The sequence below is a fragment of the Pseudomonas fluorescens genome, from assembly GCF_902498065.1.
Lineage (GTDB): Bacteria > Pseudomonadota > Gammaproteobacteria > Pseudomonadales > Pseudomonadaceae > Aquipseudomonas > Aquipseudomonas fluorescens_BJ.
Genome location: NZ_CABVIR010000001.1, coordinates 1,586,437 through 1,607,622 on the forward strand (window position 1 = coordinate 1,586,437; position 21,186 = coordinate 1,607,622).

Annotated in this window: 16 protein-coding genes, 3 tRNA genes and 1 pseudogene; 6 read left to right on the top strand and 14 right to left on the bottom strand. The window is 58.1% G+C overall.

All coding sequences use genetic code 11. The features are described from left to right. Window positions 1-23: 23 nt before the first annotated feature. Window positions 24-554 (top strand): Dabb family protein, encoded by a 531-nt coding sequence (locus tag F8N43_RS07460; protein WP_150653511.1) that lies wholly within the window; start codon window positions 24-26, stop codon window positions 552-554. Between the two features lie 94 nt (window positions 555-648). Here F8N43_RS07460 and F8N43_RS07465 read toward each other — a convergent pair whose 3' ends face one another. Further along, window positions 649-2,283 carry a methyl-accepting chemotaxis protein gene (locus F8N43_RS07465; protein ID WP_150653512.1) on the bottom strand — a complete coding sequence of 545 codons (1,635 nt, stop codon included), beginning with the start codon at window positions 2,281-2,283 and terminating at the stop codon, window positions 649-651. Between the two features lie 4 nt (window positions 2,284-2,287). Here F8N43_RS07465 and F8N43_RS29855 point away from each other — a divergent pair, with 4 nt between their 5' ends. Together F8N43_RS29855 and F8N43_RS07475 are read left to right on the top strand one after the other, a co-directional pair. Continuing rightward, complete coding sequence (locus F8N43_RS29855; RefSeq protein WP_224787811.1) at window positions 2,288-2,836, top strand: helix-turn-helix transcriptional regulator; 549 nt, start codon at window positions 2,288-2,290, stop codon at window positions 2,834-2,836. 176 nt (window positions 2,837-3,012) lie between these two features. After that, window positions 3,013-3,919, top strand: a pseudogene (locus tag F8N43_RS07475) (tyrosine-type recombinase/integrase); the annotation flags it as partial. A gap of 82 nt (window positions 3,920-4,001) precedes the next feature. Here the strand turns inward: F8N43_RS07475 and F8N43_RS07480 are convergent. The 5 genes from F8N43_RS07480 to nirB form a co-directional block, all read right to left on the bottom strand. After that, a tRNA-Leu gene (locus F8N43_RS07480) sits at window positions 4,002-4,088 on the bottom strand. A gap of 194 nt (window positions 4,089-4,282) precedes the next feature. Then, window positions 4,283-4,356: transfer RNA gene (locus tag F8N43_RS07485), tRNA-Cys, on the bottom strand. 252 nt (window positions 4,357-4,608) lie between these two features. Further along, entirely contained in the window at window positions 4,609-5,049 is a 441-nt protein-coding gene (locus F8N43_RS07490; RefSeq protein ID WP_150630003.1) for a CBS domain-containing protein, read from the bottom strand. Between the two features lie 40 nt (window positions 5,050-5,089). Next, window positions 5,090-5,467 carry a nitrite reductase small subunit NirD gene (nirD, locus tag F8N43_RS07495; RefSeq protein WP_150630005.1) on the bottom strand — a complete coding sequence of 126 codons (378 nt, stop codon included), beginning with the start codon at window positions 5,465-5,467 and terminating at the stop codon, window positions 5,090-5,092. Further along, the gene (gene nirB, locus F8N43_RS07500; RefSeq protein ID WP_150653514.1) at window positions 5,467-8,028 is read right to left on the bottom strand and encodes a nitrite reductase large subunit NirB; all 2,562 of its coding nucleotides are present in this window, start codon (window positions 8,026-8,028) and stop codon (window positions 5,467-5,469) included. The genes nirD and nirB overlap by 1 nt, the downstream gene beginning before the upstream one ends. Window positions 8,029-8,604: 576 nt before the next feature. Here nirB and F8N43_RS07505 point away from each other — a divergent pair. Beyond that, window positions 8,605-10,344, top strand: a complete 1,740-nt coding sequence (locus tag F8N43_RS07505) for a dipeptidase (RefSeq protein ID WP_150653515.1) — start codon at window positions 8,605-8,607, stop codon at window positions 10,342-10,344. Between the two features lie 251 nt (window positions 10,345-10,595). Then, complete coding sequence (locus tag F8N43_RS07510; protein ID WP_150630011.1) at window positions 10,596-11,852, top strand: OprD family porin; 1,257 nt, start codon at window positions 10,596-10,598, stop codon at window positions 11,850-11,852. 68 nt (window positions 11,853-11,920) lie between these two features. On the opposite strand, the gene F8N43_RS07515 is transcribed toward F8N43_RS07510, so the two are convergent. The 3 genes from F8N43_RS07515 to F8N43_RS07525 all read right to left on the bottom strand — a co-directional run bounded on the left by F8N43_RS07515 (window position 11,921) and on the right by F8N43_RS07525 (window position 14,592). After that, window positions 11,921-12,385, bottom strand: coding sequence for a RidA family protein (locus tag F8N43_RS07515; protein ID WP_150630013.1), 465 nt, complete (start codon window positions 12,383-12,385; stop codon window positions 11,921-11,923). An 81-nt stretch (window positions 12,386-12,466) separates the two neighbouring features. After that, window positions 12,467-13,216: a creatininase family protein gene (locus F8N43_RS07520; RefSeq protein WP_150630015.1), complete on the bottom strand. Its 750-nt coding sequence runs from the start codon at window positions 13,214-13,216 to the stop codon at window positions 12,467-12,469. A 62-nt stretch (window positions 13,217-13,278) separates the two neighbouring features. After that, window positions 13,279-14,592 carry an MFS transporter gene (locus F8N43_RS07525; RefSeq protein ID WP_150630017.1) on the bottom strand — a complete coding sequence of 438 codons (1,314 nt, stop codon included), beginning with the start codon at window positions 14,590-14,592 and terminating at the stop codon, window positions 13,279-13,281. A gap of 138 nt (window positions 14,593-14,730) precedes the next feature. Between F8N43_RS07525 and F8N43_RS07530 the strand changes: the two genes are divergently transcribed. Further along, window positions 14,731-15,666, top strand: a complete 936-nt coding sequence (locus F8N43_RS07530) for a LysR family transcriptional regulator (RefSeq protein ID WP_150630019.1) — start codon at window positions 14,731-14,733, stop codon at window positions 15,664-15,666. A gap of 4 nt (window positions 15,667-15,670) precedes the next feature. Here F8N43_RS07530 and treS read toward each other — a convergent pair whose 3' ends face one another. From treS to uvrY, 5 genes are all read right to left on the bottom strand, one after another. Next, a complete protein-coding gene (gene treS, locus F8N43_RS07535) occupies window positions 15,671-17,737 on the bottom strand; it encodes a maltose alpha-D-glucosyltransferase (RefSeq protein WP_150630021.1) in 2,067 nt (688 codons plus the stop codon). 245 nt (window positions 17,738-17,982) lie between these two features. Next, window positions 17,983-18,058: transfer RNA gene (locus tag F8N43_RS07540), tRNA-Gly, on the bottom strand. 62 nt (window positions 18,059-18,120) lie between these two features. Then, window positions 18,121-18,681, bottom strand: a complete 561-nt coding sequence (gene pgsA / locus F8N43_RS07545; RefSeq protein WP_150630023.1) for a CDP-diacylglycerol--glycerol-3-phosphate 3-phosphatidyltransferase — start codon at window positions 18,679-18,681, stop codon at window positions 18,121-18,123. A gap of 32 nt (window positions 18,682-18,713) precedes the next feature. Next, window positions 18,714-20,537, bottom strand: a complete 1,824-nt coding sequence (gene uvrC / locus F8N43_RS07550) for an excinuclease ABC subunit UvrC (RefSeq protein WP_150630025.1) — start codon at window positions 20,535-20,537, stop codon at window positions 18,714-18,716. Window positions 20,538-20,539: 2 nt separating this feature from the next. Then, window positions 20,540-21,181: a UvrY/SirA/GacA family response regulator transcription factor gene (gene uvrY, locus F8N43_RS07555; RefSeq protein WP_008015884.1), complete on the bottom strand. Its 642-nt coding sequence runs from the start codon at window positions 21,179-21,181 to the stop codon at window positions 20,540-20,542. Between the last annotated feature and the right edge of the window lie 5 nt (window positions 21,182-21,186).

Consider the following 21,186-nt stretch of genomic DNA (forward strand, 5'->3'; position numbering starts at 1 on the left):
TCTTCGAATAGACCGAGGTACTCATGACAAATCGCTGGTTCCGCGCCGCCACCTTTGCCCTACTCGGGCTAATGCCTTTGATCGGTCAGGCAGAGGAAAAAACCGTGCAGACAACCGCTGTTTCGACACTTGCTCAAGAACTTCAGCACACAGGCGTCGAACGCTTCATCGCCCCCGACTACAAGCTCGGCGTGGTTCGACACATCGTGCTGTTCCGCTACAAGGAAAACGTTACACGCGATCAACGCGCGGAGATCACCCGACGTTTTCTGTCCATGCAGAAAAGCAGCCTGCGCAAAACGCTTCCCTTCATTGTGTCGATCGAGACCGGTCAACAGCATAGTGGCGAGGGCGCAGACCAAAACCTGGAGCAGGCGTTCGTGGTGACCTTCCGCTCACAGGGCGACCGTAACTATTACGTAGGCCAACCGCTTGTCAGCGATGCGCAGTACTACGAGCCTGTACACCAGCGCTTCAAGGAGTTTGTGGGTCCGATGCTGGCGTCTGGCGGCGTGATTGTATTTGATTACACAGTAGAGCAACGCGTGGAGTGAGCTGACCAGCTCTGTGGTCAAACTAATAGCCCCCGAACATTGGAGATCGAGAGAAGGATGGAGGCGGGCCAGCTTGGCCTGCCTCCATGATGCACTAAAGACGAAAGCGCAATACCATTTGGTTGAGGTCTATCGCCAGGCGCGAAAGGTCCCCGCTGGCGGCAGAAGTCTGATTTGCCCCCGCGGCAGTTTGCACCGACAGGTCCCGGATGCTGGTGAGATTACGGTCGACTTCACGAGCCACCTGAGCCTGCTCTTCTGATGCCGCGGCAATACTGACGTTGCGTTCGTTGATTTGCAGGACTGCGTTAGTGATTTCATTCAAAGCTGTCCAAGCGGACTCGGCGACTTTCAGGCTTTGCTGTGAACGCTGGCTACTTTGTTGCATCGCACTCACCGCCTTCTCTGCCCCCGCCTGTACCGCACTGACCATGCCTTCGATTTCGCTGGTGGACTGCTGAGTACGATGGGCCAAGCCACGGACTTCGTCGGCGACCACAGCGAACCCGCGTCCGGCCTCTCCCGCCCGGGCAGCTTCAATGGCCGCGTTCAGCGCCAACAGGTTGGTTTGCTCAGCCACGCCGCGGATGACATCAAGGACCTTTGTAATGTTCTGGATTTGTTCGGCCAGATCATTGATCTCTTGCGTGGTGTACTGAACATCCTCAAACAGCTCACCAATCACTTTGACGGTTTCCTCAACGCGTTGCTTGCCGACCTCGGCCGACTGACTGGACGCTTGCGCAGCCGTGGTGGCCATGACGGCATTGCGAGCGACCTCATCGACCGCCGCGCTCATTTGATTCACGGCAGTGGCCGCTTGCTCGATTTCATCGTTTTGCCGCTGCATACCGCGCAAAGCATCTTCGGTCACAGCGGTCATTTCTTCCGAGGTCGACGCTAGCTGGGTGGACGAATCACCGATCTGCTTTATTGCAGTGCGCAGATTATCTTGCATCAACGCCAAGGCAACTAGCAGGCGTCCCGCCTCATCCTGATAGTCGAGCTCAATGCTTTTGCTGAAATCGTTGGCGGCGATTCGCTCCGCAACGCTCAGTGCTCGCGCAATCGGCCCGCTGAGGCTACGGGTGAACAGCGCAGCCAGCACCACCGTGGCAAGCAATGCAATCACAATGGCAATCAGTGCCGTGATCCGGCTGGTGCTGTAAGCGTCGCGGGCCTTGTTACCGGCATTGATGGTTTTCTGGTCCGTCCTCTTACTCAACTGATCGATGCTGTCATTGAGCTTTACCGCGGCCAGAGTCATGCCGCCATCGGGCGCAGAAAAGCTCGCCGCCTGATCGTACTGACCTTGCGCCAATGCATCGAGGAATCGCTGATGCATGCCGAAGTAATCCCGCAGGTTCAACATTAGTTGGGCGTGGATCGCCCTGCCTTGCTCGGTAGTCAATAAGCCTCCCATTTGATCGGCATAACCCTGCAGCGCATCGCGCGCAGCCTTCACGTCCGTCAACACCGGATCACGCTTTTGCGTGTCATCCCGGTATAAACGCAGCAAGGCGTTGTCCAGACGGATTTGCCGTAACGAAAGCTGCATCTGGCCAATGGTTTGAATGCTCGGGATAACATTGGTCTCGATCAGCTTTTCCGCCTCCGCCATCGCGGCAGAATGCTGGAGGGAAAACAGCCCCTGGATCACGACCAGTAGCGCGAAAAACCCAAAACACAGTGCAGCACGAGGAGCGATATTTAGTTTTCTCAGATTCATGGATATGCGACGCCATTCGATAATAGATATAGAACCTATCGTGCGGAATCGTTTCAGCTTTAGGTTAATCGTTGTTAAAAAAACCGACTTGCAAATTAATGCTGAAGAAAATATTGATGCGAGCGAGAAACCTGTGGCGAATGGGGCTAGCCCCGTTGGGTCGCGAAACTGCCCCCAGTCTTTATTCCGACACATCGAGTTGTCCGGATTTTCAGCACCGGACGGCCCAACTGCCGACTCGCTCAGTGGCAAATCCGCCGAGCCAAGAACTGCTAAGTGCCAATCTCGATGGTTCTTTGGGATTGCCACCATCGCTCATGAGTGCGGATCGTCACGGGCCCATTTTTCCCGCGCCTTCAGTCGTAGCGTCGGGGCACCTCCTTACCGCTGGCTACGGACCATGCGTATCGAACGAGCTAAGGATTTGCTGCGCCACTCCACCAACACGCTCTCTGAAATCGCAGTGACCTGCGGCTTTACCGACCAAAGTCATTTCAACCGGGTATTCCGTTGCGCGACCGGGGCCACGCCGGGTCGTTGGCGTTGTCGCTGACGTTCTGTCTTTGCCCCTCTCTGAGTCTTTTGCCCTCACTCGCAGTCATCGAGTGACGCCATAAACCGGCGTCATCCGATGAGGTGTTCCGCTGCCCTATCGAAAATCCGCACGCTATCGCACAAACATCCAAAAACGCAGCACACCCGTTCAATCCCGGCCTTGTGGAATGCGTAAGCGACTATGGGCTAGCAATCATGGCGTACGCCAAGCTTGAGCGAGACCGCACCGCGACCGACCTGGTCGCCAAGGTGATCACATTTCGCTACGTCGCCGAAAAGTACATGGTCGATGTCGTCCCCACTAAAGGCACGGCAACCCAGGCAGACAACAAGCGCGAGATGAAGAACCTGATCGCGTTCTTCGATGATCCGCCCGCGCCACTGGAAACGATCGAGCCTTTACATGTTCGCCAGTACCTCACCTGGCGCAAAGCCGCGCCGGTTCGGGCGAATCGTGAAAAGGCACTGCTCAGCGCGATCTGGAACTATGCGGGACAAGGGCTACACGTCACTCGCCAATCCCTGCGCGGGCATAAAGGGCAACAAAGAGAACGGCCGAGACACTTACGTCGAAGACGAATTGTTCAAACGAGTGCACGACAAGGCGGATGCGGGGCTCCGCGACGCAATGGACCTCGCCTATCTAACTGGTCAACGCGTAACGGACACGCGGCTGATGGATGAGCGAGACGTGCGCGACGGGCAGATTTGGGTTCTCCAGGGGAAAACAAAAGCAAAGCGTCGGATTGAGGTGACTGGAGAGCTGAAGATTTTGATTGATCGAATCATGTCCCGGAAATCAGAACACAAGGTCCGCTCGACGCGGTTGATCGTTGCAGAGGATGGCACACCGATGACAGTGGCGATGTTGCGGAGAAGGTTTGACCTGGCCAGGGAAGCGGCCGATGTCGCTAAGGCTGAATTTCAGATGCGAGATTTGCGCGCTAAGGCAGGTACGGATAAAGCCGAATCAAGTGGTGACATTATGCAAGCGAGGGATCAACTTGGGCATACGACCGTGGTTATGACAGAGCAATACATCCGAAATCGCTTGGGCAAAAAGGTATCTCCTACCAAGTGAATTGCGGACCAACTGCAAAATAGCGGACCAGAAACAAACAAGGGCTTGCATCAGCTTTCGCCCGCAAACCCTTGATTTTAGATGGTGCCCGAAGCCGGAATCGAACCGGCACGCCCTTACGAGCGGGGGATTTTAAGTCCCATGCGTCTACCAGTTTCGCCATTCGGGCGGTAGCGCGGTAAGCAGTCTGTAGCCTGACAAACGTGGATCTGTCAGTTCTGACTCTTGTGCAGCAGAGGACGAAATATATACATCCCGTCCCGGTGAAGCAAGTTCGCAAATACCCGTTTCAAGACTAAATCTTGCAGGGCTGTGCAAATAAAAAAGCTCCGTAAATCATCGATCTACGGAGCTTGTTTAAAGTGGAGGCCGAGGTCGGAATCGAACCGGCGTAGGTGGATTTGCAATCCACTGCATAACCATTTTGCTACTCGGCCTCAAGCACCTGATGTCATGTAGCACAACATCAAACGCGTACAAACTTGGAATTAGATTCTAGATCTAACCCCTTGAAAACATTGAGCTTTTTCAGCGGTCAGTGCTTTCGATGGCGTGAATTATGTACTGATTTCCGAAGGCTGGCAACCCCTTGATTTCAAAAAAAAATTGTCGGGTGCTTTGCGTGTCTGGATGCAGGCTCGACTCTTCGCCCACGTCCCCAAATCGGCTTCAACGTCTCCCCGGCCCACTTAGTGCCCCCGAATGTAGTGCTCCAACTGCCGGATCAAATCGGCCTGCTCGACAATCGCTTCTTTGACCAGGTCGCCAATCGACAACAAACCGATCAGCTCGCCGCTGTCCACCACCGGCAGATGACGCAGGTGGCTGTCGGTCATGACGGCCATACAGCGCTCGATGCTCTGCTGACTGTCGGCTGTCACCACCGGCGCGCTCATGATGTCGCGCACCGGCGTGCCGACCGAGGAACGCCCCTGCAGAACGACTTTGCGCGCATAGTCGCGCTCGCTGATAACGCCGACCACCTGCCCCGCTTCGATGACCGGCAGTGCGCCCACATTCTTCTCGGCCATCATTTTCAGTGCATCAAGAACCATCTGGTCTGGCGCGATGCTATGCACGTGCTGGTTTTGCACGACTTTCAGTTTCAGCAGCTGTGCGGCTGTTTTCATGGATGCCTCCGCTATCGTTGCTCATTGCCGATGCTTGAACTCAGGCCACCCCGACTTCAACCCAACCGCCGTTCAGCCGTACCGGCCAGACCCGCAAACGTTGCTGTGGATACTCCAGGCAACTGCCGTCCTCGAGGCGGAAATGCTGTTTGTAGATCGGTGAAGCAACAACAAGATCCCCCTTGATGCTGCCGACCAACCCGCGTCCGATGACGTTTGCCCCGGATTGCGGGTCATGGTTGTCGATGGCATAGAGGCTTCGACCCTCGGCGTCCGGCAGATAGAACAGCGCCACTTGTGCGCCGTCGAGCCACACGACGACGCCGGAGTTAGAGACAAGGTCCTGTTGCTCGCACACGGTGTGCCAGACATCGCTGCTGACCAGGGAATCGAGGCGTTGGGTAGTGGACTGGCTCATCAGGCAATCTCCTCGGTGACTGGGATCAGGTTGAGTTCAGCGGCCATGATCGGGCGCCGTTGACCACGCTCCTGGACAAAGTGGATGTCCGGGTCCGGGCGTTTATCGTTGACGAAGGTGCGGAAGCGCTTGAGTTTTTCCGGGTCTTTGAGGGCGTTGGCCCACTCGCATTCATAGCGGTCGACCACCAATTGCATCTGCGATTCGAGTTCGGCACCGAGTCCGAGGCTGTCGTTGATGATCACCTCTTTGAGGAAATCGAGGCCACCCTCCAGGCTTTCGCGCCATACCGAAGTGCGTTGCAGTTTGTCGGCGGTGCGGATGTAGAACATCAGGAAGCGGTCGATGTAGCGGATCAGTGTTGCATCGTCGAGGTCAGTGGCAAACAGCTCCGCGTGGCGCGGACGCATGCCGCCGTTACCGGCGATGTAGAGGTTCCAGCCCTTCTCGGTGGCGATCACGCCGACGTCTTTGCTCTGGGCTTCGGCGCACTCACGGGTGCAACCGGACACCGCGAACTTGAGCTTGTGCGGCGAGCGCAGACCTTTGTAGCGGTCCTCGATGGTCAGGGCCATTTGTACGCTGTCCTGCACGCCATAACGGCACCAGGTACTGCCGACGCAAGACTTCACCGTCCGGGTCGATTTGCCGTAGGCGTGCCCGGTTTCGAAACCGGCTTCGATCAGCTCGGCCCAGATGTCCGGCAATTCATGCAACTGCGCGCCGAACAGGTCGATTCGCTGACCACCGGTGATTTTGGTGTAGAGGTCGTATTTTTTCGCCACAACTCCGATGGCGATCAGTTTGTCGGCGGTGATTTCACCACCGGGAATGCGCGGCACCACCGAATAGGTGCCGTTCTTCTGCATGTTGGCCATGAAGGTGTCGTTGGTGTCCTGCAACGGTACCAGCGAGGCATCCATGATCGGCTGGTTCCAGCACGACGCGAGGATCGAGCCCACGGCCGGTTTGCACACGTCGCAGCCGGTGTGGCCACGGCCATGTTTGGCCAGCAGTTCCTCGAAGGTGATCACCCCTTCTACGCGAACCAGCGCATACAGCTCCTGACGGGTATAGGCGAAGTGTTCGCACAGGCTTTTATCGACACTGACGCCTCGGGCAATCAGCTCGTGCTCGAAGACTTGCTTGAGCAGCCCGGCACAACCGCCACAGCCGGTGCAGGCCTTGGTCTGAGACTTGAGCAGACCCAGGTCGGTGCAGCCGCCATCGATGGCCGAGCAGATGGAACCCTTGGTGACGTTGTGGCACGAGCAGACCGTGGCCGATTCCGGCAACGCGCCCGGCCCCAACGTCGGCGCACCTTCGGATGACGGCAGGATCAGACTGGCGGGCTCTGCCGGCAAGGCAATTGCGTTCTGCATGTATTGCAGCAGCGTGTCGTAATAGCTGTTGTCGCCGACCAGCACCGCGCCGATGACGTGTTTGCCGCAGGCATCCACCACCAGCCGCCGATAGCTGGCCGTGGTTTCGTCGATGAACTGAAAGCTGCGCGCACCCGGCGTGTGGCCATGCGCATCGCCGATGGAGCCGACGTCGACGCCCAGCAGCTTGAGTTTGGTCGACATGTCGGCCCCCAGAAACGGCTCGGCCATGTCGTTGCACAGACGTGCCGCCACACCGCGCGCCATCTGGTAGCCCGGCGCGACCAGGCCGAACAGCCCGCCATTCCAGGAGGCGCACTCGCCGATGGCGTAAATGTCCGGGTCGCTGGTCAGGCATTCGTCGTTAATTACCACGCCGCCGCGCGGACCGATCTCCAAGGCACAGTGGCGGGCCAGCGCATCTTGTGCGCGGATGCCGGCCGAGAACACGATCAGGTCGGTTTCAAGAAACTCGCCGTTGGCGAAATTCATGCGGTAGCGGTACTCCTCGCCCGCACTGATTGATTGAGTGGCGCGCGACAGGTGCACACCGACACCCAGTCTTTCGATCTGCGACTTGAGCGCAAGCCCCCCCATTTCGTCCAGTTGCACCGGCATCAGGCGCGGGGCGAACTCCACGACATGCGCTTCCAGACCGAGGCTTTTCAGCGCATTGGCGGCTTCAAGGCCCAGCAGGCCACCGCCGACCACCACGCCGCGTCGGGCGTTGGCAGCGGCGGCACGGATCGCGTCGAGGTCTTCAAGGGTTCGATACACCAGACGCGAATCGCCTTCGGCACCTTCGACGGGCGGCACAAACGGATAGGAGCCGGTGGCCAACACCAATTTGTCGTAAGGGATGCAGCCCTGCGCGGTCATCACCTGGCACCGAGCGCGGTCGATTTCCAGCACCGGCACACCCAAATGCAGGGTGACGCCCGGCGTCTGGTAAAGCGATGCATCGGACAGCGCCAACGATTCGGCATCGCGGCCCGAGAAGTACTCGGACAGATGCACACGGTCGTAGGCACGCATCGGCTCCTCGCTGAAGACGTGCAGCCGATACTGGTCAAGAGCGCCCCGCTCGATCAACTGTTCGACGCAATGATGTCCGACCATGCCATTGCCGATCACGATCAGCGTTTGCACTTTGTTCAACGCGGCAACATTGGAATTCATAAGAAGCACCCGGCTAAAACGGTTCAAAAAGCAAAAAAAAACGCCTGAAACCTTGCGGTTCCAGGCGTCTTTGCCTGTTCTTTTGCGGTGTTAGCACCAGACGTCTATGCCTGATCCACCGATGTTGCCCATGATTCGATCGTCGTTGACCGAGGGGGCTGCCCACTCGATTGCATTCAGGGTGGGCCTGTTCGGTGTATTGCAGTGTTTGTGCCAGATCACGAAAGTGCTGCTCAGGGGCGGTCTTTCTGACGTTTCGGCATGGAATTCACCGTGAAAACAGGTCGCTCTTGCCTTCGCATAGTGCAGCGAGAGGCCGCGCGGCTTTATAAAAGTGCACAAATGTCATCTACCCTACAACATCTCCAGCCAATGCTTAATCTGCACACATCTCGTAAAACTCGCCGCGAAAACGGGCCGAGTCTCTTTTTCATTTCTGCGCCGCATTTGCACGGCTGTGCGACAGATCCCGCTTCAGGGCTCCCCTGTTGCGCCCCCGTGGTGGTAGGTTGGAAACGTTTTGTTTCATTAATCAAACTCTTCTAACTCACTCCCTGCAAAGGAATGCCCCCAGCAATGGACTTCTCACTCAAGCACCTGGCCGCAACCACCCTGATGTTGGCCAGCCTTTCATCGTTCACCACGGCCGCGCACGCCAACATCACCCCGGAACAGAGCGCGACCATCCTCAAAACGTTCAGTGACGCATCGGCCACTGATTTCAGGCAGTTCCTGACCAGCCTGGGCAAGACCGATCTGGCCAAAACCGATGACCTCGGCGCGGCAATCAGTGCCTTTCTGGACAACAAGACCCTTTCCGCCGACCAGCAGAACGAAATCCATCGCCTGCTTGGGCTCTATGCGCGAGTGAAGTACGGCAACGCCGCCACCGAAACGCTACGCGAACTGGTAGCCATCCCGACCTTCAACGTGGACGGCGTTGCCCAGCACGACAACCCTGAATTCACCAAGATCGCCGACAAGATCAGGAGCCTGGCCCAGGCCTTCAACCTTAACTTTCGCAACATCGACAACCGCGTCTATGAGATCTCCCTCGAGGGCAGTGGCGATGAAGTGGTCGGCATTCACGCCCACGCCGACGTGGTGCCCGTGACACCGGAGAACTGGGTCCTGGAAGACGGCACCAAACTCGATCCGTTCAAGGTCACCCTGATTGGCGACCGCATGTATGGCCGGGGCACCGAGGATGACAAGAACGGTATCGTGGTGGCGCTCTACGCCATGAAAGTGATCAAGGAAGAAAAACTGCCGCTGGCGAGGAATTTCAAGCTGTTGGTCGACACCACCGAGGAAACTTCGGGCGACGCCATCCCCTACTACTTCGAACACAACCCGACACCCAACTACAACCTGGCGCTGGATGGCGGCTATCCGGTGGTGATTGCCGAGAAAGGCTACGGCACCGTCATGGCCAACTTCCCCAAGCGCAAGGCCGACGGCAAGGGCGCTGAAATCGTCTCGATGACTGGCGGCCTGGCCACCAACCAGATTCCGTCGGCTTCGGTCGCCACTCTATTGAGCGACAAGCCTGCTGAACTGGCAGCCAGCCTGCAGAAGGCCGGTACCGATTTTGCCAAGCGCAATGGCGGCAATTTCAGCGTGAACGCCAAGGTTGACGGCAAGAACGTCAAGCTGACGGTCACCGGCGTTTCCGCCCACTCCTCCGAGCCGGAGTCAGGCGTTAACCCGGTATCGCGGATGCTGGTCTTCATCAATGGCCTCGACGGCAAGGTCGCGCTCAAGCACAACCACATCACCGACGCCGCCCGCTATGCCTCCGATAACTGGGGGCTGGATTACCTGGGTGGCAAATTGGCGGTCGGCTTCTCCGATGCCTTCATGGGACCGCTGACCACCTCCCTGACGTTTGTCGGGATGGATGAAAAGACCTTCAAGCTCGCGGTCAACTTGCGCGTGCCGAAGGGCAAGTCCCCGGAAGCACTCAAGGCCGAAATCGCCGACAAGATTGGCGCCTGGAGCAAAAAGTCCCACGTTGCAGCGACGTTCGATTACTCGATTGCCGAGCCGATGTACCGCAACCCCGAGGGTGAATGGGTCAAGGCCCTGCTGGCCGTGGCCAGCGAAAACCTTGGCATGAAACACGAGTTCGGCACCTCTGCCGGCGCCACTTCGGTTCATGAATTGCCCAATGGCGTGCAGTTCGGTCTGGCCCGGCCCGAGAACAAATACACCGGCCACACCGACAACGAGTTCAAGACGGTCGACCAGTTCCTGCTGGACCTGCAGATCGTGACCGAGATGATGGGGCGCATCGGGCAATTGCCGACACTCTGATCCCTTCCGGACCCGCCGTTCTGGCGGGTCCCGTCTTTTATGCCTTCGCATCATCGTTGCCTCCAGAGCAACGATGTCTGAATAAAGTTGCTCTTGCTGCCATTGGTCAATGGAGCGAGCATCGCTCTCGACACCGCAGCACCGTCAAAACCACACGCTGACGGCTGTCATTACCTCCCCCGTCCCACTCGCAAGGCCCTCGAAAGAGCGCCTACGGCGGAGTCATGTCTAATAAAAACAAGAGTCAACATATGACAAAAGATCGAGGCAAACTCTGTGTGCTGTTCTTCACAGGAGCGGGCGCCAACCTCGCCCAGGCCGCCGACAGCGGATTTGTGGAGCAGTCCACTGCAACGCTGACAACCCGAAACTATTTTTTCAGCAGGGATTTCTCCGACATCCGAGGTTCGGAAAAATCGATGGCCCAGGAGTGGGCGCAAGGCTTCATCCTCAACTTCAAGTCCGGTTACACGCCGGGGCTGGTGGGATTTGGCCTGGACGCCACCGCCAAGTTCGGCATCAAGCTCGACAGCAGTCCGGACCGGGTCAACTCGGGGTTGTTACCGGTGAAGGACGATGGCCGTGCCGCTGACAATTATGGTCGCCTGGGGGTGGCGGCCAAGATGCGTTTTTCCAAAACCGAGCTGAAGTTCGGTGAACTGCAACCCAACATTCCTTCGCTGGTTTTCAGCGACATCCGCTTGCTGCCCCCCGCCTACCAAGGCGCGAGCATTACCAGCAGTGAAATTCCCGGCCTGACGCTGCAAGCCGGGCACCTGACCTCCACGACCCTGCGCAACGAAGCCGGCGAAAGCAAACTCCAGGCCTTGCTGGGCAACAAGCCGCAGCGCCAGGTGTCGAGCGATGCCTTCAATTACGTGGGCGGCGACTACGCGTTCAACAGTAATCGCACGACCGTGAGTGCCTGGCATTCCCGACTGGAGGATATCTACGAGCAGAACTTCTTCGGTTTAAAACACAGTGAGCCCGTGGGAAGCTGGGTGCTGGGGGCCAATCTCGGTTATTACGACGCCAAGGAGGAAGGTCGCAAACGGGTGGGCAAGGTCGACAACCAGGCCTTCTTCTCGCTGCTATCGGCCAAGCTCGGTGGTCATACGTTCTATGCCGGTTACCAGGGCATGTACGGCGACAGTCCCTTTCCTCGCGTGTTTCTCAATGTCAGTGCGCTTGGCAACGAACTGCCGACCTACGAGTTCGTCTCCACTCATGAGCGCTCCTTCCAAGTGCGCTATGACTATGACTTCGCGGCCCTCGGTGTGCCGGGGTTGTTAGCCAGCACCCGCTATGTCACTGGCGACAATGTGAAGACCGGGATGGGTTATGAGGGCAAAGATCGGGAGCGTGACCTGGACCTCAGTTACACCTTCCAGTCCGCCCCGCTGAAAGGCCTCGGCGTGCGAGTGCGCAACGCGATGGCGCGCTCCAACTACCGCACGGACATCAACGAGAACCGGTTGATCATCAGTTACACCTGGACGTTGTTCTGAGTTCTCAAATTAATTGTGGGGGCGAATAACTTCGCCCCCACAGGGCAACTTTTAGCGTTGCCCGGCCTTCAACGGACTTCCACGGTCATCTCGATTTCGACACAAGCACCCAACGGGATCTGGGCCACACCGAATGCCGAGCGTGCGTGTTTTCCCTGATCCCCAAACACCTCGGCAAACAGCTCCGAGGCGCCGTTCGTGACCAGATGCTGCTCGGTGAAACGGGAAGTTGAATTCACCAGGCTCAGCACTTTGACAATCCGCGTGACCCGATTCAGATCGCCAACATGAGCCTGCAGCGTCGCCAGCAAGTCGATGGCCGTCGAACGCGCGGCCGCATAGCCCTCCTCTGTCGTCAGCGTTTCGCCCAGTTTTCCTGCCCAGACTTTGCCGTCCTTTTTCGCAATATGGCCGGACAGGTAAACGACATTGCCACTCTGCGCACTCATCGCATAGGCAGCGGCGGGAGCACCGGTGGTGGGTAATTCGATACCGAGCTCTTTCAGACGGGTATAAACGTCGCGTTCAATCATGGGATTTCCTCGAACAGGATGTGCCAACGCCCGGGATTACCGGGCGCTGGTCAAGTTGAAAAAAGGGGTTAATCGGGTTGTTTAGCCGGGTATCGATTCGCGGCTGAAGGCATCGAGTTCCTGCACCAGGCCCTGTGCTGCCATCATCACCAGGTCGCGGCCTTTATCCGGGCTGGCCAGGGACGGATCCGACCCCATGCGACCATCCGGATGACGTGCGCGGAAATCGAGCGCTTCGCGGATAGGTCCCCACGGCGCGATCTGCGGCGAGTACTGGGCGGACTTGATGGCGTCCGGGTAAGCCCATTGGGTGACCGCGATCTCGGACGGCGTGGCATGAATCCCGTGGCCCGTAGGGAATTGCTCTCGCGCCAATTCACCGACCCCTTCCAGATCCCACCAGTTGCACAACTTCAACGCGAACCCCGCAGGGCGTCGAGCGAAGCTGGCTTCGGCATACAGTTCCGAGAACGCCGCTTCGATGGAGGCGACGTTGCCGCCGTGGCCATTGAGGAAAAGGATTTTCTCAAACCCGTGAGCGGCCAACGAACGTACCCAGTCGCCAATGGCCGCTATGAACGTCGAAGGACGCAGTGAAATGGTCCCGGGGAACCCAAGATGGTGTTGGGCCATGCCGATGTTGAAGGTTGGCGCAATCAGGATGTCTGCCGATTTCTGCGCTTCATGTGCAATGATTTCGGGACACATCCAGTCAGTCCCCAACAGACCGGTCGGACCGTGTTGTTCATTGGAGCCGATCGGGACCACGATGGTGCGGCTGCGTTCAAGGAATTGCCCGATCTCGGCCCAGGTCGATAGGTGTAAAAGCATGTGGGTTCTCTCTTTAAAAGGGTTCCTCTCGGAACACGACTGATCAAGTGGGAGGCGGTTGATCAACCCGCGCTGAATTCAGAAACCGAGCTATCACGGGGGCGCGGTTTGGTGGAAAGGATCACGAACGCTGCGCACAGGAACACGCAGCCCACAATAACGATGCCGAGATTGGCGCTGCCGGTTGCCGTTTTCGCCCAGCCAATCACCGCAGGCCCCCAGAAACCGCCGGAAAGTCCGATGGTGTTGATCAAAGCGATGCCGCCCGCCGCCGCGTCACCCTTGATGTGTTCGGACGGCATCGCCCAGAGCACGGTATAGGCCATGAACATCATGGCGGTTGCCAGCGTCAGCAGCACCAGCGAAGCCATCAGGTGACCGTCGGCAAACGGGTACATGAGCAGCAGGATCGCACCGATGCCCGCAGGGACTGCGCAGTGATAGCGTCGTTCGCCGACCCGGTCGGATCGACGCCCTATCCAGTACATGCCGCATGCTGCGGCGACATAGGGAATCGCGGCATACCAACCCAATTGCATGGTGTCGTTGACGCCCTGGGCCTTGAGGATGGCCGGCAGCCAGAAACTCATGGCGTAGATCGAAAAGATGATGCAGAAATAGGCCGACGCCAGGACGTAGATTTTCGGGTCGCGCAACACCGCCCGGAACGAATGGACGCGCCCCGTCGATGCACCGAGTTCACTCTCCAGCAGTTTCCTTTCTTCACCACTCAGCCAGCGGGCCTCTGAGGGCCGATTGGAAAGAACGAAAAAGGTCAGAATGCCAAGAAACACGCAAGGCAGGCCTTCAATCAAAAACATCCACTGCCACCCGGCCAAGCCGCCAACGCCTTCGAACGTGGTGATCAGCCAGGCAGACAGCGGACCGCCAATAATGCCGCCGATGGGGCCGGCAATAAACACGATCGCAATGGCCCGGGCCATTCGCTTCGGACCGTACCAGCAAGACAGGTAATAGATCATGCCCGGGGCAAAACCGGCTTCGAATACGCCCAGCAGAAAACGCATCGCATAAAACATCGGCACGTTACGCACGAACAGCATGCAGGCCGAGGTGATGCCCCAGCACACCAGAATGCGGCTGAAGGTTTTTCGCGCCCCCACCTTCGGCAACATCAAATTGCTTGGTATCTCGAACAACACATACCCCAGAAAGAAAATCCCTGCGCCCGCGCCGTAGGCCGCATCGGATAGCCCGAGATCATTTTGCATTTGCAGTTTGGCAAAGCCGACGTTGATCCGGTCCAGATACGCAAAGACGTAGCAAATGAACAGGAGTGGCAACAGCCGCCAATTGAGCTTGCGGTACAGGGCCGAAACGGCATCACTGCTTGCCGGTGTCAGTAAGGTTGACATGCGAGTCTCCAATTATTCTTGTTGGGCTGCGGTCGTGCCAAGGAATGTTGCACCGACACCTCAGCCCCAGCAAGAGCAACTAAGTTCGTGTATCGTTGCCCTATAGGCAACACAGACTTTCTGAAGGGAGGGCCCGAGATGCGCGAGATCAACCAACAACGGCTGCGGTATTTTCACGAAGTGCTGGTCCACGGCTCGATTCGTGGCGCGGCAGACAGCATCAATACGTCGCCTTCCGTGATCACGCGCCAGATCAAGCTGCTGGAAGAGGAACTGGGGGCGAAGCTGTTCGAGCGTCAGGCCCGTGGCGTCCAACCCACTGAGGCGGCGGCGCATTTGCTGGAGTTCTGGCGCGGCTATCGATCACACCAGGAAAAGCTCGAAGACCAGCTCCAGGCGATCAAGGGCCTGCAACAAGGCCAGGTGCGCGTCGTCATCAGTGAGGGCTATGTCGATGCCTTGGTCGACAACGTGCTCGCCCCCTTCTGCAAACAGTACCCGAAGCTCGATGTCAGGCTGGACATCCTTCCTGTCGACGACGTACTGAACGAAGTTGCCGAGAACCGTGCGCACATCGGCCTTGCTTATAATCCCCCGCCGCATTCGCAAATCGATTTTCGCGCGACGTCATCGCAGCCGGTGATGCTGCTGGTTCGCCCCGATCACCCGTTGGCGGTGCGAGGGATAACGGCAACCATCGAGGACATACTTACCTGCCAACTGGTATTGACGCCCACCACATTCGGTATCGGTCATGCGATAAAGATGCTCGAGTACGCCGAAAAAATCGAAATCCGCCCGGCCCTGGTCAGCAACTCCCTCGCCGCACTCAAGCGCCTAGTGGCCTCCGGAGATTTCGCCTCGTTGCTCGGCGAATTCGCAGCCTATCGAGAAATCGAACAGGGCAGCCTCGCGGCGGTACTGATCGACCATCCACTGTTTTTGGGCGTGAAAGCGAAACTGCTGGTGAAGTCCGGCCGCCCCCTGGCCGCCCCTGCTCAGGAGTTGTTGAACTGGATGCTACAGCGCTTGCCGATGTTTACCTCTGGCGACGAAGTGACGTACGCCCGGTAACCGGTCAAACCATCGGCGAACTGCTGACAACGCGCAGTGCCAAGCCTTCGTAAGGGTCCAGGGTGATGGTGAACTCGCCCTCGGCGGTCAGATCGCCTTCGACCCGTTCGTTGATAATGTCGACCACCGGCCCTGGCGCAATGTTGGGCAAATGCAGCGTTTCAGTGATCGGCTGAGCACTGAAGTTCAGCGCGGTGATTTGCGTGCCTTTACCGGCCGGCAACTCGTGAACCATGATCAGCAGGCCTGGGTGTTCGACGTCAGGAATCAAGATCTGCCGACTGGCGGCGATGTCATAGGAACGGCGCACCGCGAGGACTTTCTTCAACTGTGAAGCAAAGGAATCCGGGTCTTTCAATTGGCTGGGCAAACTGCCGTACAGCGTTCTCGAGCGCGGCATCTGGCCGGCGGACAGCGACGCTTCGGGGTTGAGGTCGACCAGATCGTAGGCACCGCGATGAATCCAGCGAGTATCGCCATCGAGCATCAAGTGCGCCACCTCCTCCGCCGGCAGCGGCAACGCCCCCACCAGGTCCCAACCGGAAAGCGCAAACACGCCAGGCTGCATGGCGTTGTACATGACCAACAGTAAATGCACCTGGCGGATCTGTTGGATGTCCGCCGCGGTAATCGTATTCAGATCACGGATGCCCAACGCCGCGGTAATGATGCTGGCGGTGGTGCAGGACACGCCATTCGTGACAAATTTCAGGTTGTAAGGCGCGTGCTCTCCGGACAGGCGCTCATACATCTGTTCGCGGATGTGCTCGCGCAGGATGTTGCCGGGAAAAGTCTGCCCCTGATAGAGGAACGTGTCATGAGCATGCAGGGTCCAGAAATGCACCAGCTCCAACGTCAGTTCGTCGTGGTTTTGCAGGGCATGAATCAATGAGGCGGGGTCGATGCCATAGGCATGAACCTGGCGCAGCATCAGGCGCAGGAACTCGGCATCGCCCATGAGCAAGGCATGCTGGTAGGCCGGTCGGGTGATGAAGTCGTAGGATAAATCCGCGCCGCCGTGGGACATCGACGCAATGTCATCAATGGTCAGATTCAACTCCTGGAAGCTGAAGCCACCCGCCTTGCGGATCGCCCCGCCGAGCAATTGATTGCCGGTGATCGACAACGGGTGACTTTCAGACCAGGCCGTTCCGTCCAGCTTGCGCTCGACGCCCAGAAAGCCGTTGGCATCCAGTCGCAAGATTTTCGCGCCCATCACATCGACCGCGTGCAGCGCATCACCGATGATCATCTGTTGCGCAGCGAAACTCGGGTCAAGCCAGTTGAGCGAAGGCTGTCCTTCCTTGAAATAATGCAGATACACCCAGCGCCGCGGCTTGCCATCAACGCCGATCACCACGGGCGTTGCGCTCCAGTCGGTTTCCTTCACACCCGGCTCGAAGAAAATCACCCGCTGCAACTGACCGACGATGTAGTGCTTGTCCCGCAACGCATCGACCTGCAACGGACCGAGGTTCTGTGCATCGCGCCCCTCGAGCACCTCCGGCAGCAACGGCCAGTCTTCTTCGCGGATTTCCACCATATGGTAGAGCCCCGGATAGTCCTCATAGGCCATTTCCGCAAGACGGAAATCCGCGCCTTTACCGGTGTGAGACGGAATCACATCGTCGATGATGACCGCGTTGTGTGCGGCGGCGATTCGGCTCAAGCCTTGCAACTGCGCCTCGGTGCCCAGTTCAGGATCAATGCCGAAACTGATGCGATCGAAATTACCGTCGATGGTCGACGTGTGCTCGCGCCCCTGCAAACCACCTGAGGTTTTCAATGGCCCGTTGTGAATGCCTTGAATGCCGATTTCCGACAATGCATGCCAAAGCGTTTCATTGCCCAGCGCCTGCAAGACCGTCTCGCCTTCTGCGGTGATGATCGACGCGGGATATGCGGTGAACCACACAGAGGCGAGTGCCGAAGCATCACGGGGCCGGGTATGCGCGAAGGGTTGCTGCCACATTCGCCCTTGCCCGGAGTACAGCTTCGCTCGCTGCCTGGCCGCATTCAGCATCGATTGCTCAACCAGCCAAGCCACATAGTCCTTGTCTGCCATCGTCATAAGCACATTCACTCGCTGTCGGAACCCAACACATTGAGCCGTCGCACGCGGCGCGGCGCGGGTAGTGTTTATATGAGCCCGTGAGCGGCAGATCGTTGCATGCCGAATTCAAACCGCCCGGTGCGTGGGCGCCTTCGCCGAAAAAAAGGCACAAAAAAAGAGGCCTGAGCCTCTTTTTCGAAGACGAAATGACAAATAGCACACAAACAAAAACGCCACTCATTGAGTGGCGTTTTTGTAAATCTTGGAGCGGGAAACGAGACTCGAACTCGCGACCCCGACCTTGGCAAGGTCGTGCTCTACCAACTGAGCTATTCCCGCGTCTTGGTGTGGCGCATTCTATAGAATCCAGAAGCCCCGTCAACCCCTTGATTCAAAAAAGTTTATTTCTTTTCCACGTCGGTCTTCAGATGCGGCCATGCAGCCCGCAAATATTGAACCATGGACCACAATGTCAGGCCCGCAGAGATCAGCAACAAGGCGTACCCAACAAGGACCCAGAACGTGAAGTCCGACGGATTGGCCAGCAGGATCACCAGCGCGAGCATTTGCGCGGCGGTTTTCCATTTGCCCAGGTTCGACACGGCAACGTGAGCACGAGCACCGAGCTCGGCCATCCATTCGCGCAGCGCCGAGACGACAATCTCGCGCCCGATGATGACAGCGGCCGGCAGCGTGAGCCACAAATTACCATGCTCCTGCACCAGCAGCACCAGCGCCACGGCGACCATCAGCTTGTCGGCTACCGGATCGAGGAACGCCCCGAACGGCGTGCTTTGCTCCAAACGGCGAGCCAGGTAACCGTCCAGCCAGTCTGTGGCGGCGGCAAACGCGAAGACCGAAGCGGACGCCACGTAGCTCCATTGGTAAGGCAGGTAGAACAGTAAAATGAAGATCGGGATAAGCAGGACGCGTAGAACGGTAATCAGATTAGGGATATTCATCGGCACAACTGGCTACGAGGTGAGGTGGCATTCTACTCGCTGTGCAGATTTGCATAAATCAACTCTGCGAGCTTTTTACTGATCCCGGGTGCTTTGGCGATCTCGTCGATGCTGGCACGAGACAGCTCCTGCAATCCACCAAAATGTTTCAACAAATCGCGACGACGTGTCGGACCAACCCCGGCAACGCCCTCAAGCGTAGACGTGCGGCGCGTTTTGCCACGACGGGCGCGGTGCCCGGTAATTGCAAATCGGTGGGCTTCATCGCGGATCTGCTGAATCAAATGCAGCGCCGGAGAATCGCCGCGCAAGGTGAATTCGTGGGCGGCATCGTTGAGGTACAAGGTTTCGAAACCGGCCTTGCGCGTCGCGCCCTTGGCCACGCCCAGCAGAATCAGGTCCGGCACCGCCAGCTCGTTGAGCACATCGCGCGCCATGGACAGCTGCCCCTTGCCGCCGTCCACCAGCAGAATGTCCGGCAACTTGCCCTCGCCGTCCTTCAGTTTGCTGAAGCGTCGGGTCAGGGCCTGGTGCATCGCGGCGTAGTCATCACCCGGCGTGACGCCCTCGATGTTGTAACGACGATAATCGGACTTGATCGGCCCTTCGGGGCCGAACACCACACAAGACGCCACGGTCGCTTCACCACTGGAATGACTGATGTCGTAGCACTCCAGGCGCTGCGGCGGCTCATCCAGTTTCAGCACATCGGCCAGGGCCTCGAAACGTGCCGCAACGTGTTGGCGGTTGGCCAGACGCGCGCCCAGTGCCTGTTCGGCATTGGTCACGGCCAATTGCTGCCAGCGCGCGCGCGTGCCCCGAACCCTGTGGCTGATGGTCAGCTCACGACCGCGCAGCTCTTCGATCGCGGCGATCAGCGTCGGGAAATCTTCGTGAACCACGTTGACGATCAGCTCGCTCGGCAAGTCCCGTTCAGGGCTGCTGACAAAGTACTGACCGAGAAACGCGGCCATGACTTCGGCAACGTCTTCTTCAATGCCCACCTGCGGGAAGAAGTTCTTGCTCCCCAGCACCCGGCCGCCACGCACGCTGATCAGATGAACACAGGCACCGCCCGGGTTGACGAATGCTGCGATGACGTCGACGTCACCCGTCCCGCCTTCCATGCTCTGTTGATCCTGGACCCGGCGCAGCAACGAGATCTGATCGCGCAATTCGGCGGCACGCTCGAACTCGAGGTTGACCGCAGCCTCTTCCATGCCGGCGGACAATTCATCGGTCAGCGCATTGCTGCGCCCTTCGAGGAACATCACCGAGTGACGAACGTCCACGGCGTAGACCTCGGGTTCCACCAGCCCCACACACGGCGCCTTGCAGCGTTTGATCTGATATTGCAAGCATGGGCGTGTGCGGTTCTTGTAGTAGCTGTCTTCACACTGGCGAACAAAAAAGGTTTTTTGCAGCAGGCTCAGGCTTTCGCGAATAGCCCCGGCGCTGGGATAAGGGCCGAAATATTTGCCCTTGGCCTTTTTGGCCCCTCGGTGAATGCTCAGGCGCGGAAACGGGCCGTCCGAGAGAAACACGTAGGGGTAGGATTTATCGTCGCGCAGCAGGATGTTGTAGGGCGGACGCCATTCCTTGATCAGCGTCTGCTCAAGCAGCAAGGCTTCGGTTTCGTTGGCCGTAATCGTCGTTTCGACCTGGGCGATACGTGCCACCAGCGCAGCGGTCTTCGGTGCGAGGCCGGACTTGCGGAAGTAACTTGACAGGCGATTCTTGAGGTTCTTGGCCTTGCCTACATAGAGCAGGCGAGCCTCACTGTCGAACATGCGATAGACGCCGGGGCGCCCGCTGACCGTCGACAGGAAAGCACTGGGATCGAAGGTGTCAGTCATTTTCAGAGGCTGGCATCAACCATGCCGTGACGAACCGCCAACAGCGTCAACTCGACATCGCTGCTGATCGAAAGCTTTTCGAAAATTCGGTAACGGTAGGTGTTCACGGTTTTGGGCGACAGGCACAGCTTGTCGGAAATGATCTGGACCTTCTGGCAGCCGACAATCATCAAAGCGATCTGGATTTCCCGTTCCGACAGGGCATCGAAGGGCGAATCGTTGGTCGGCTGAAAGGATTTGATCGCCAGTTGCTGGGCAATCTGCGGGCTGATGTAGCGCTGCCCGGCAAACACCAGGCGGATGGCCTGGACCATTTCCGGCAACCCGGCGCCTTTGGTCAGGTAGCCCGCGGCTCCTGCCTGCAACAACCGTGTAGGAAACGGATCTTCCTCGCACACGGTGACCGCGACGACCTTGATATCCGGATGACTGCGCAACAGTTTGCGCGTGGCTTCAAGACCACCGATACCCGGCATTTTGACGTCCATCAGCACCACATCGGGTTTCAACTCACGCGCCTTGAGCAGGGACTCTTCCCCGGACTCAGCCTGGCCGACTACTTGCAGGCCATCGATGTCAGCCAGCATTCGTGTAATGCCTGTACGAACGAGATCATGGTCATCGACTACTAGCACCCTAATCAAGCAGA